This window comes from Glutamicibacter sp. 363, from assembly GCF_052379505.1.
Taxonomy (GTDB): Bacteria; Actinomycetota; Actinomycetes; order Actinomycetales; family Micrococcaceae; genus Glutamicibacter.
The window spans coordinates 1-11,303 of the sequence record NZ_JBQSYR010000050.1 but is presented as its reverse complement, the minus strand read 5'-3'; the positions used below and the strand labels follow the sequence as shown (position 1 = coordinate 11,303).

11 protein-coding genes, 1 tRNA gene and 2 pseudogenes are annotated in these 11,303 nt (G+C 58.8%); 6 read left to right on the top strand and 8 right to left on the bottom strand.

Features of this window, described 5'->3' with window-relative positions:
• Positions 1 to 16 precede the first annotated feature (16 nt).
• Complete coding sequence (locus ACT3UA_RS18355; RefSeq protein WP_096283068.1) at positions 17 to 697, bottom strand: response regulator transcription factor; 681 nt, start codon at positions 695 to 697, stop codon at positions 17 to 19.
• Entirely contained in the window at positions 694 to 1,908 is a 1,215-nt protein-coding gene (locus tag ACT3UA_RS18350; RefSeq protein WP_096283067.1) for a sensor histidine kinase, read from the bottom strand. The genes ACT3UA_RS18355 and ACT3UA_RS18350 overlap by 4 nt, the downstream gene beginning before the upstream one ends.
• Before the next feature lie 191 nt (positions 1,909 to 2,099).
• Here ACT3UA_RS18350 and phoU point away from each other — a divergent pair, with 191 nt between their 5' ends.
• Together phoU and ACT3UA_RS18340 are read left to right on the top strand one after the other, a co-directional pair.
• A complete protein-coding gene (gene phoU / locus ACT3UA_RS18345) occupies positions 2,100 to 2,753 on the top strand; it encodes a phosphate signaling complex protein PhoU (RefSeq protein ID WP_096283066.1) in 654 nt (217 codons plus the stop codon).
• A 339-nt stretch (positions 2,754 to 3,092) separates the two neighbouring features.
• Positions 3,093 to 3,440, top strand: coding sequence for a hypothetical protein (locus ACT3UA_RS18340; protein ID WP_096283065.1), 348 nt, complete (start codon positions 3,093 to 3,095; stop codon positions 3,438 to 3,440).
• A 109-nt stretch (positions 3,441 to 3,549) separates the two neighbouring features.
• Here the strand turns inward: ACT3UA_RS18340 and ACT3UA_RS18335 are convergent, their stop codons facing one another.
• The 4 genes from ACT3UA_RS18335 to ACT3UA_RS18320 all read right to left on the bottom strand — a co-directional run bounded on the left by ACT3UA_RS18335 (position 3,550) and on the right by ACT3UA_RS18320 (position 6,444).
• Positions 3,550 to 3,852 (bottom strand): DUF4193 domain-containing protein, encoded by a 303-nt coding sequence (locus ACT3UA_RS18335; RefSeq protein ID WP_096283070.1) that lies wholly within the window; start codon positions 3,850 to 3,852, stop codon positions 3,550 to 3,552.
• Between the two features lie 203 nt (positions 3,853 to 4,055).
• Positions 4,056 to 4,802, bottom strand: coding sequence for a phosphoglyceromutase (locus ACT3UA_RS18330; protein WP_096283064.1), 747 nt, complete (start codon positions 4,800 to 4,802; stop codon positions 4,056 to 4,058).
• Positions 4,803 to 4,919: 117 nt separating this feature from the next.
• The gene (locus tag ACT3UA_RS18325; protein ID WP_096283063.1) at positions 4,920 to 5,231 is read right to left on the bottom strand and encodes a DUF2516 family protein; all 312 of its coding nucleotides are present in this window, start codon (positions 5,229 to 5,231) and stop codon (positions 4,920 to 4,922) included.
• 55 nt (positions 5,232 to 5,286) lie between these two features.
• The gene (locus ACT3UA_RS18320; protein ID WP_096283062.1) at positions 5,287 to 6,444 is read right to left on the bottom strand and encodes a trans-sulfuration enzyme family protein; all 1,158 of its coding nucleotides are present in this window, start codon (positions 6,442 to 6,444) and stop codon (positions 5,287 to 5,289) included.
• 145 nt (positions 6,445 to 6,589) lie between these two features.
• Here ACT3UA_RS18320 and tmk point away from each other — a divergent pair, with 145 nt between their 5' ends.
• From tmk to ACT3UA_RS18300, 4 genes are all read left to right on the top strand, one after another.
• The gene (gene tmk, locus ACT3UA_RS18315; protein ID WP_096283061.1) at positions 6,590 to 7,243 is read left to right on the top strand and encodes a dTMP kinase; all 654 of its coding nucleotides are present in this window, start codon (positions 6,590 to 6,592) and stop codon (positions 7,241 to 7,243) included.
• The gene (locus ACT3UA_RS18310; RefSeq protein ID WP_096283060.1) at positions 7,240 to 8,394 is read left to right on the top strand and encodes a DNA polymerase III subunit delta'; all 1,155 of its coding nucleotides are present in this window, start codon (positions 7,240 to 7,242) and stop codon (positions 8,392 to 8,394) included. Before tmk ends, ACT3UA_RS18310 begins: the two co-directional genes overlap by 4 nt.
• Positions 8,395 to 8,442: 48 nt before the next feature.
• Entirely contained in the window at positions 8,443 to 9,981 is a 1,539-nt protein-coding gene (locus ACT3UA_RS18305) for an alpha/beta hydrolase (RefSeq protein ID WP_255248308.1), read from the top strand.
• A gap of 84 nt (positions 9,982 to 10,065) precedes the next feature.
• Positions 10,066 to 10,137, top strand: a tRNA-Thr gene (locus ACT3UA_RS18300).
• A gap of 310 nt (positions 10,138 to 10,447) precedes the next feature.
• Here ACT3UA_RS18300 and ACT3UA_RS18295 read toward each other — a convergent pair.
• Both ACT3UA_RS18295 and ACT3UA_RS18290 read right to left on the bottom strand, forming a co-directional pair.
• Positions 10,448 to 10,672, bottom strand: a pseudogene (locus tag ACT3UA_RS18295) (integrase core domain-containing protein); the annotation flags it as partial.
• 215 nt (positions 10,673 to 10,887) lie between these two features.
• Positions 10,888 to 11,303: pseudogene (locus tag ACT3UA_RS18290) on the bottom strand (hypothetical protein); the annotation flags it as partial.

The window sequence follows — 11,303 nt, the reverse complement described above, 5'->3', positions numbered from 1 at the left end:
CTAGTTCAGTGACGGGCTAAGCGACGAATTTGTATCCGAGCCCGCGTACCGTCACCAGATGCTCTGGGACCGCAGGGTCTTCCTCGATCTTCGAACGCAGACGCTTGACATGCACGTCGAGGGTTTTGGTGTCCCCCACATAGTCGCTGCCCCAGACCCTGTCGATCAGCTGGCCACGGGTCAGCACACGACCTGCGTTGCGTAATAGCATTTCGAGCAGCTCGAATTCCTTCAACGGCATCGCGACCTCGGTATTGCTGACCGAAACCACATGGCGTTCGACATCCATGCGCACAGGTCCGGCGGTGACCACATTGGTGATCAGCTCCTCGACTTCACCCTGTCGGCGCAGCACCGCACGAATGCGGGCCAGCAATTCACGCGAGGAGTACGGCTTGGTGACGTAGTCATCCGCGCCGAGCTCGAGACCCACCACCTTATCGATCTCGGAGTCCTTGGCGGTGAGCATGATGACAGGGACCTGGCTGGTGGCGCGGATCTGGCGAATCACCTCGGTGCCCGGTTGTCCGGGAAGCATCAAGTCCAGCAGCACCAGATCGGCGCCGTGGCGCTCAAATTCGGTGACAGCCACAATACCGTCGTCGGCGATGCGCACCTCAAAACCTTCACGTTCCAACAGGTAAGAAAGCGGGTCCGAGAGCGACTCTTCGTCCTCAACGATCAATATGCGGGTCATCGGCGTCCTCCTTCACGATCCGCCACACGCGTGGCGTTCGCTTTATCCTTCGTCGTATCGGTGGCCAATTCCGATGGCTCGGCCCCTTCTTCATCCACTATGGGAAGTCTGAGTGTGAACGTGGAACCCTGCCCGGGCTGCGACCACAGCGATACCTCGCCGCCGTGGTTGGCCAGCACATGCTTGACGATGCTCAGCCCCAGTCCGGTACCGCCGGTCTGCCGTGAGCGTGCTCCATCCACCCGGTAAAAGCGTTCGAAGACGCGCTCCTGCTCTTCGGCGGAGATGCCCGGGCCCTGATCGGTGACCGAGATCTGCGCGTAGCCGTCACGCTGGCGCAGCCCCACACCCACGGTGGTGTTTGGCGGTGAGTAGCGGATCGCGTTGTCGATAAGGTTGCGCAGGGCAGTCATCAGCAGATCCGCATCGCCGTATATCGCGGCATCGAGATGACCGCCCACGGTAATGCTGATTCCCTTTTCCTCGGCAAGCAGCTTGTTGCGGTCAACCGCCTCGCTGATCACCGATTCGATGACCACGTCGGCCCCGTACAGGATGGAGTCGCTGGACTGCAGCCGGGAGAGTTCGATGATGTCCTGGACCAGTGCGGCCAGGCGCCGGGATTCCTTCTGCATCCGAGTGGAGAAGCGGCGTACCGCTACCGGGTCATCGGCGCCGTCATTGATCGCCTCGGCCAGCAAAGACATCGCGCCCACCGGGGTTTTCAACTCATGCGACACGTTGGCCACGAAGTCATTGCGCATGGCCTCGGTGCGGGTGATCTCGGTGCGGTCATCGGCGAGCAGCAGGATGTACTCATCACCCAACGGCGCGACACGTACGTGCACGATCAGCTGTCCGGCGCCCAAGGTTGCCCGCTGCAGCTCGTACTGGCTCTCGGCGATCACCCCGTCGGCGCGTACCTGACGCACCAGCGTCGCCAGCTCCTCGTGGACCAGCGTATGCCCGCGTACCAGCCCGTAGGCATAGGAGGCGGGGTTGGCGCGAACCACTCCATCCACGTCGTCCAGGATCACGAACGCGCGGCCAATGACCGAAAGCACCGAGGCGGCACCTTCGGGCAGCACCGGTTCGTCAACATCGGGGAGGCCGGAGGCACGCCGCTGCGAGAAACGGTAGGCGGCTAGCCCGACAAGTCCCAAGGTCAAACCGAGCAGGCCGGCGAGCAGGGTCGAAATTACTTCGTTCACATAATCAGACTAGCTTCCAACGCACTGGGGGCTGGTCTCAAATGACGCGAAATAGGACTTTTCGCTATCCTATTCACCAAACGTTCACTTTCCGTGGGATATTCGTTAATAACCCGCTGACAAGGTGGAGGCAGACCCTCCGTCATGCCCAAAACCAGGGTGTGGGATTCCGTAACTCGAAAGGACCTTCAATGCGCAAGGTATTTCAGGCAGATCTGCAGCAAATCGGTGAAGAGCTGATCGAGATGTCCAAGCTGGTCGCCACCGCGATGGACCGTGCATGGGAATCGCTGGCAAACGCCGATGTTGATATGGCTCAGGAAGTTATCGCAGCCGATGCGAAGATCGACTTCCTGCAGAACCAGCTCGACGAGCGCGCCATCGACACCTTGGCACTCCAAGGGCCGGTGGCTTCGGACCTGCGCATGATCGTTGGCTCGCTGCGCATGAGCGCTTCGCTAGAGCGCATGGGAGACCTGGCGCGGCACTTAGCCCAGCTAACCCGCCTGCGTTTCCCGAACCCGGCGATCCCCGCGCAGATTTCCGACACATTCGCACAGATGGCAGAGATCGACATTCAGATCGCCAAGGAAGTCGGCCAGCTGCTCGAAACTCGTGACTTGGCAATTGCCCGGGCAATTATCGAATTGAACCACAAGCTGGACGGGTTGCATGCCAGTGTGTTCACCGTGATCGCCGACGATGCATGGGAGGAGACGGCGCCGACCACCGTGGATGTGTCGCTCACCAGCCGCTATCTCGAGCGCTTCGGCGACCACGGCGTCTCCGTTGCCCGCAAGGTGACCTACTTGGTAACCGGCGAATGGGATCCAGCAGAGTTCTAAGCTCCGCAAGTTAGCGCACTAGCGCCGACATACGTCGATGGCCTTGGGCCGGTGATTTTCTCACCGGCCCAAGGCCATTTTTGCGGGCGTCAAAGTCTATTGCCTACCGCTAGTCACGTTCCAGGGCAACAGCCCTGCCTGGCGGTTCACAGAAATATATAGTCACTACGAGCTACATGGCCAATTACTTCCTATTAAGCATTCGCAGAGCAGGAAAATTCCAGTGGCGAGTTCTTTGCCTTCCCTGGAATTTATGAGGTCAAGGGAAAGTCCACGGACTTCATCGCCGCATCAACCGAACCGCTTCGCCTCACCTCCAGCGTTGACGGCAACGCACATGTGGAGATTCCCCAGGAGCTATCTTCCGCCACGAACGAACTCGCGTTGAAGGCCGTGCAGGACTTCGCAACGGCGTGTGTCACGCCTCCTACGAATATGGCGGATGGCTGTCCCTACGAGCTACGCCAGAAAGATCTCGCATCGATGAAGTTGACGGAGCCGGCCGGCGGCCTGGAAAGCCTGAGCCAGAAGAGTTTCATCGCGCAAAGCACCAAGTTCAAGTACAAGAAGAACGACACCGAGTACTACGAATACGAAACGAAAGATCTGGAGACAACCTTCCGCGGCACTATCGAGTGGGATAGCGGAACCCCTAAGGTCGCCAAAATATCTAGTGGTTGGTTCTAAGCGACCCGAGAGTCAGAAGATAACGCATTAAGGGTGGGACACCGTATCGGTGTCCCACCCTTCTTGCGTGCGTCCCCCGGACATGCCGGAGGCTAGAGTATTTCCGGCTTTAGCCTTCGCACTCGACGCAGAAACCTACAATGCCCTCTTCACGAACTAGCTGTGAGCGGTGGCGGATCAGGAAGCACGAGCCGCAGATGAACTCGTCTTCCTTCTGCGGGACGACCGTAACGGTCAGTTCCTCATTGGACAGGTCTGCGCCTGGAAGGTCCATGCCGTCGGTGTGATCGGCCTCGTCGAGCTCTCGCACGACGCTCTTCGCGTCTGGTGCGTTTGCGGACTTAACCGCGTCTAGAGAAGCCTTGCGCGCCTCGGCAACGTCCGGGCGGACTTCATCGTAATCAGTTGCCACGAATTGCATTCCTAACGTGAGCCATTGAGCCTATTCGAAATAGGAGATTACAGCATACTAATGCCAAAAACACAATCCTGTGTCGTTGTTTCGCTCACAGCCTGACATTCATTTGAACTTTGCGCTTAAGAAACGACGAGGCGCACCGCTGCCGACACCCAAAAGTGCCGGCGCTGGTGCGCCCCATAAAAACTCAGAACGTACTACTTACGCCCCTGATTCGCGACTGCCTTGATCGCGTCTGCGGCAGCTTCCAGATCCAGATAGGTTCCACCAGCGGTGATTGGCTGGAAGTTCTCGTCCAGTTCGTACACCAGCGGAATGCCGGTCGGGATGTTCAGCGAGGCAATGGCCTCGTCGCTGATGCCGTCCAGGTGCTTGACCAGCGCACGCAGCGAGTTGCCGTGCGCGGTGACCATGACGGTCTTGCCTGCGGACAGGTCCGTCTTGATCTCATTCTCCCAATACGGAAGCATGCGCTCGAGCACGTCTTTGAGGCACTCGGTGCGTGGCGCCTGGTCACCCAGGTCCGCGTAACGCTCGTCAGTTGCCTGGCTGAATTCCGAAGCATCGTCCAGGACCGGCGGCGGGGTGTCGTAGCTGCGGCGCCACAGCATGAACTGCTCTTCGCCGAACTCGGCCAGCGTCTGCGCCTTATCCTTGCCCTGCAACGCACCATAGTGACGCTCGTTCAAGCGCCAGCTGCGGTTGACCGGGATCCACGAACGACCAGCCGTTTCCAGTGCGAGGTTAGCGGTGGTGATCGCGCGGGTCAACAGCGAGGTGTGAAGCACCTCTGGCTTGTAGCCGGCTTCAGCCAGCAGCTCGCCGCCACGAGCGGCTTCGGCCCGTCCCTTTTCGGTCAGGTTCACGTCGTACCAACCGGTGAACAGATTCTTTTCGTTCCATTCGCTCTGCCCATGGCGAAGCAAGATCAAAGTATGGGTCATACATTCCATCCTATCCAATGCGATGCACCGCGTAGCCGAAAGTTAAGACATGTCAGCAAAAAACAACGCCTCGGTCTTCGCATGACGAAGTCCGAGGCGTTGAAAAGCTTGTTGGCCTTAGTTGTACCAGTTGCCGCTCTGGCCGCTGACCGCGGGCTTGACATCTGCCAGGTAAACGCAGGCTACACAGGCCGCGATCAGCTGCAGGAAGCCGCCACTGCTGGCTGGGCCGGAAAGCACCATCAGCACCGAAATGATGGTGGCGCCGCCGGTCAATGCCATCCACCAGCCCTTGGTGCGTTTACCTTCTTGGGTAAACCGCGACGCCTGATGGCGCAGGCAATCGATCAATGCCCAGACGGCGACCACGCCGACAACAATGCTGAGCGCATACATCAAGTACATCTCGATTATTCGTGCCAAGTCCATATCTACACTCTACCTTTCTCTCCGGCGCGTCCCCCGGCCTACGGATCGTGAGTCTTCAGATTCGTTCAAGGGCTCCGGAAAGATCCCGCCACAGATCCTCCACGGCTTCGATACCCACCGAAAGCCGGATCAAGTTTTCCGGCACGGTGGCGGGTTCATTCGCGTGGCGCGCCCGGCGCTCGGCCAGAGTTTCCACTCCGCCCAGCGAGGTGGCGCCGGTGATCAGGCGGAGCTCTTCGATCATCCGGTCCGCGTCCTTGGCGGTTGAACCTGCGGTAAATGAAATCACCGAACCATAGCCGCTCATTTGCTCGGTGGCCCGCTGATACCCGACATCCGTAGGCAGACCGGGGTAGCGTACTGCGCTCACCTTCGCGTGCGCGGCCAGCCGCTCGGCCAGGATTTGGCTGTTTGCCTGCGAGCGTTCGAGCCTGACCGACAAGGTACGCACCCCTCGCAGGGCCAGGAACACGTCCATTGGCGAGGCGATGGCTCCATGCAAGGTGCGGTGCCCGTGCAGCTTGCTATGCAATTGCCCGTCGTTGGTGACCACCGCGCCGAGGATCAAGTCCGAATGACCCGACAGATATTTGGTCACCGAGTGGACCACTAGATCCGCTCCCAAGGTCAAAGGCTGTTGCAATAGCGGGGTGGCAAAGGTGTTGTCAACGATGCTGAGCACACCCGAGGTCTTGGCTGCCGCCAACAGCGCGGGAAGATCCGCAACCTCAAGCATCGGATTTGTTGGAGATTCCAGCCACAGCACGTCGGCACCGTCCATCGCGCGCAGCACCTGATCGGTATTTGCCACATCCACAGCTCGCACGCTGAAGCGTCCGGCTGCCTGCAGTTCAGCGCTCAACCCCAACGAACCGTTATAGGAATGCTGCGGCAAGACCAGCACGCCGCCCTCGGGCACCAGGGTCAGCGCCGCAGAGATCGCCGCCATACCGGAAGAAAACACTAAGGCCGGATATTGTGCCTGCTCCAATTGACCCAAGACTTCTTCGAACGGGTCCCAGCTGGGGTTGGAGAACCGGGCGTACACGCGGTCCCCGGCGCCGGCGAGCCCGTGCGAGTGGTAGGTCGAGGTGAACGTGATCGGATGATTCACCGGGCCGTCATTGGTGTGCGCAGGACGTCCCCCGGCCACGATAAGCGTCTTCGGGTCCCAAGTTTGTGCTTCGGCAGCTGATTCTGGCAGTTGGCTCATGAGCACCAGATTACGCCCGCATAGCAGCGCAATGCACAAGCGTTTACGTGCATGTCCGCCCGTGTTACCCGGCTTGTTCGTCACTCTTGGCCAGAAGCCCGGGAATCTGTCCTTTTTCCCGACCCCGGTTAGTTAGGGTAGAGGTGTGAGTATCGATTCGACTGCATCCCAGCGCGGCCTGTTTATCGTCTTTGAAGGCGGCGACGGCGGCGGCAAGTCCACGCAGGTGGCCATGACCCGTCAGTGGCTGGAAAATCGTGGTGCCCGCGTAGCGACCACAAGGGAACCCGGTGGTACCCAAATCGGCGAAAAACTACGCTCCTTGGTGCTCGAACACGGTCACGGCGACATCGATTCACGCACCGAGGCTCTCATCTATGCGGCGGCCCGCGCCGCCCACGTGCAACAGCTCATCGCTCCAAAGCTCGCTGAGGGTACCCACGTGATTTGCGACCGATTTGTCGACTCTTCGCTGGCCTACCAGGGCATGGGCCGCTCCCTCGGGTTTGCTGCTGTCTCGGCCATCAATGACTTTGCGACCACCGGTTTGAAACCAGATGCCACGATCATCCTCGATATCTCTGCCGCGGATGGTCGCGCTCGGCGAATCGCTGCCAGCGGCGGGGTGGAGGAATCGGACCGGCTGGAAGCCGAACCAGATGATTTCCACGAACGCATCCGCGGTGCCTTCCTCGAACTTGCCGCCAAGGATCCACAGCGTTATCTGGTGGTCGATGCGACAGGCAGCGTTGAGCAGCTCCAACGGGAAATCACGACGCACCTTGCAGGTCTGTTGTGAGCCGGCCGGTATTTGCCGAGCTCGCCGGTCAGCAGCGTGTGGTCGACTCGCTGATTTCCGAGGTTGATCAAGGTAACCCCACACACGCTTGGCTGGTGACCGGTCCTCCAGGTTCTGGAAGGACCACCGCGGCCCGTGCGTTCGCCGCGGCCTTGCAATGTACGCAAACTCCAGCCGGCTGCGGACAGTGCGATGCATGCAAGAAAGTAATGGCGGGCAACCATCCAGATGTTTCTTTCGTTTCCACTAGCAAGGTCGCCTATCAGATCGAAGATGTCCGGCATCTGATCACTCGCGCCCAAGAACGTGCCGGTAACGGCAAATGGCGCATCATCATCATCGAAGATGCAGACCGCATGACCGAACGCACCACCAATGTGCTGTTGAAGGCCATCGAGGAACCGCCAGCACAGATGATCTGGATCCTCTGTGCACCCTCGCCGGCCGACGTGCTGGTGACCATCCGCTCGCGCTGCCGCGCGGTCAACCTGTCGGTACCTGCGGCCGCGGAGGTGGCCGAACTTTTGGTGCGTCGCGACGGCTTGGAACAGGAGATGGCAGAGTTTGCCGCGCGAGTATCGCAGTCCCATATTGGCGTTGCCCGTATGTTGGCACGAGATGAAAAGGCTCGCGAGCGTCGTGAAAAGGTCGTCACGCTGCCGCTGCGGCTCTCTACCCTCCCCCACGCGATGTCTGCCGCGGCAGACATCTCTGCGTTGGCTAGCGAGCATGCCGAAGCCATGACCGGTTCGCAGCTCAACGCGCAGGTTGCCGAGCTTCGCCACGCAAATGGCTTGGGCGAAGAGGAAAATATTCCTCCGGGACTGCGCGGGCAGTTCAAGGCCCTGGAGGAAAATGCCAAGCGTTTCGCCAGGCGCGCTACTTTTGATTCCTTAGACCGCACTTTGATAGACCTGACGACCTTTTTCCGAGATGTGCTTAGCTTGCAGCTGCATTCGGGTATAGATCTCATCAACGAACACCTCCGCTCGAAGCTAGAAGCCTACGCAGCGGCGCAACCCAGCGAGAAGACACTCGCCCAGCTTGATGCAATCAACGAAACGCGTCAGCGCTTAGCTGCCAACGTAAATCAACTGATCGCCCTTGAGGCGCTCATGGCCCGGCTGCTTCCAAAGCCAGGCCGTCGCTAGATCAGCAGTTGCCACAACCGAAACCCAACTTCAACAGGAGACGCAAAAGTGACTGCACGTAATTCCCTGCTCCGGTTCGCGTCACTGGGCGCGGCGTTGTCCCTCGCCTTGGTTTCCTGCGCTGGCTCCGGGCCGAGCGATACCGAAGCGGCCCCCTCGGCCACCAATTCCCAGCCTGCTGCGGCTCCTGAAGCCCAGGGCGAACTCGCCAAATACTACGATCAAGACGTGACGTGGGAACCATGTGGCAGCACGGTGGAGTGCGCGACTATCCAGGTGCCCTTGGACTATGAAAACCCCGGGCAAGAGGACATTGACCTTGCGCTGAATCGACGTGCTTCGGAAGGTGCGAAACGAAACCTCCTGGTGAATCCCGGCGGCCCGGGAGGGTCAGGCCTCGGCATGGTCACCGATAGTGTGCCCCATATTTTCAGCAATGATCTGCAGCGTGAGTTCAATACGATCGGTTTCGACCCACGTGGCGTAGGCAAGAGCTCCCCGGTGAAATGTCAGACAGATGAGCAAACCGACCTGAGCCGGCAACAGAACTTACGCGCATGGGTTCCTGAAGACCGAGAAGAAATCATCAAGCAAACTAGGGAATACTCCAAGGAGTGCGCGCAGAATACCGGGGATTTGCTAGGACACGTGGACACCGTTTCGGCGGCTAAAGATCTGGACATCATCCGGGCCGTCCTTGGAGACGAAAAGCTCGATTATCTCGGCTTCTCCTACGGCACATTCCTCGGTGCCACCTACGCGGAGCTCTTTCCGCAGCGGGTTGGCGGGTTCGTCTTAGACGGCGCCATGGATCCCGCAGTTTCATCCGCCGAGGTGAACAGGGCACAGGCCGTGGGATTTGAGCGAGAAATCGATGCCTGGCTCGAAAGCTGTCTGAAGAGTGAAGAATGCCCATTTGACGGGACTCTTGAGGAAGCCAAGGTGCAACTGCAACTGTTCTTTGCTCAAATCGAAAATGAACCTCTCGTGTCCAGCGACGGCCGAACCGTCCCGATTATCGATTTCATCAACGGCTTCATCGTTCCGCTTTATGACAATTCGAGCTGGCCGATCCTGACCACTGCCATGCGTGAAGCTATGGAAGGCGATGTAGATCAGGTCTTGCTCTTTGCAGACCTCGCCAGCGACCGAAGCCAAGATGGCACCTACACGTCGAATTCGTCCGACGCGTTCGTGGCTATCAATTGCCTGGACCGGCCAATGGATGCAGACCCAGCCACGATGCAGACCGAAGCCGAAGAGCTAATGCGCGTAGCACCCACCCTAGGGAAATATCTTTCCTACGGTGCAATCACCTGCAACGAGTGGGAGCATGACGCGACTGGACTGCCTGCAGAGCTGCAGGCGCAGGGCTCCGGCGAGATCTTGGTGGTCGGAACAACCGGGGATCCCGCGACGCCTTACGAATGGTCGCAGTCGCTGGCCTCGCAATTGTCCAGCGCGACGTTGCTGACTTTTGAAGGGCATGGCCACACCGCCTATGGTCGTTCGAATGACTGCGTCACCGAGGCGGTTGATGCTTACTTAATCGAGGGCAAGGCGCCCGAAGACGGCACCGTGTGCTGATTCTAAAGCTTCACAGGAACAGCTCGTTTTGACGATCTCTCGAGTACTCAGATAAAGTAACGAGGTGCCTGTTTTCAGGTATCGGCCTCCTTAGCTCAGGGGTAGAGCAGCTCCCTCGTAAAGAGCAGGTCGGCGGTTCAAATCCGCCAGGGGGCTCGGCCAAACGCCCTTGTCAGAATCATTTATGGTTTCGGCAAGGGCGTTTTTTGGGCCCAAAATCTGGTCTTGTGTGTGCAATGTGTGAACATCGGTGCTTTTTGCACCCATCAGCTGCGACACCTTCGACGTTGCCTTGCGTGAAACACTCGGCATCAGATGTCCATAGAAGTTGCTCGTTACCGCGATGGTCGAATGGCTCAGCCGCTTGGAAATAATCATCACCTCAATTCCCGCTTGCGCCATGAGCGCGGCGTACTTGAGCTGGTAAAGTTTCTGAGACACGATCTTTGATCGTTTCTTATTAAACTCAGGCCACGAGGGCCAAAGAATACTGCCCCCAATACCAGTCGAGGAGCATCTGAGGGCTCAGCACGCCATTGCTCGTGTGCGGACTCTTCCTGTTGTACCAAACCTCGATGAACTCCAAGGCCGCGGTACGTGCCGCAACCCGGCTCGTAAACGCCCGATGACGGTACATCTCGTTTTTGATCGTCGAGAACGCCGACTCGACAACGGCGCTGCCCCAAAGTACTGCACCTATGCGGTGGACGGTAACGCCGGAGAGCTAACATGGGGAACGCTAACTTCCTACATTTACGCGGCAACTGGCTGGCATTACATCCACCGCCTCCAAGCTGGCTTTCCCGCGGGATGGCCGAAGCTATCCCGCGGTGGGTGAATAGCGTTCGCTAGAAAACCAATCGGTCCGGTCTGATCTTCTCGATCTGGCCGGGCCGATTTTTCTATTTAAGATACTCGCGTGAGAGTGGCTTCTATCTTCTCGAATTCGTTGATAGCGGTAATCGTATTGACCTCTTTCGCCCCGGTGAGAATGCTAGAGGCGACCATGCTTAGGCTGACTTTCGAGTGAGCACCGTCTTTAGTGCGCACGATCAATACGCCCTCTTCGGGGGATTCCCACGAGTCAACGAAATAGGCTGGCGCGCTGAGTGCTTCGATGCTACTGGCGCTGTTGTAACTCAGCCAATCGTTTATTTGCTCATCTGCCCACACCTGCCTAACGTCCTCGACAGCTACGGGTTCCGCTGCTGGCATGACCGAGGGGCCGGGAGCAACTTCTAAAGCGTTTGGAGCACAACCGGTAAGGGCGAGAGCGGCGATTATAACGAGCGGGGCTAGATTCTTCACGCGGTAACCTCCTA

What these genes read in the sequence shown, in the direction of transcription:
- ACT3UA_RS18355 (WP_096283068.1), bottom strand. Translation starts at nt 697, where the DNA reads ATGACCCGCATATTGATCGTTGAGGACGAAGAGTCGCTCTCGGACCCG.
- phoU (WP_096283066.1), top strand. Translation starts at nt 2,100, where the DNA reads ATGCGCAAGGTATTTCAGGCAGATCTGCAGCAAATCGGTGAAGAGCTG.
- ACT3UA_RS18330 (WP_096283064.1), bottom strand. Translation starts at nt 4,802, where the DNA reads ATGACCCATACTTTGATCTTGCTTCGCCATGGGCAGAGCGAATGGAAC.
- ACT3UA_RS18325 (WP_096283063.1), bottom strand. Translation starts at nt 5,231, where the DNA reads ATGGACTTGGCACGAATAATCGAGATGTACTTGATGTATGCGCTCAGC.
- ACT3UA_RS18320 (WP_096283062.1), bottom strand. Translation starts at nt 6,444, where the DNA reads ATGAGCCAACTGCCAGAATCAGCTGCCGAAGCACAAACTTGGGACCCG.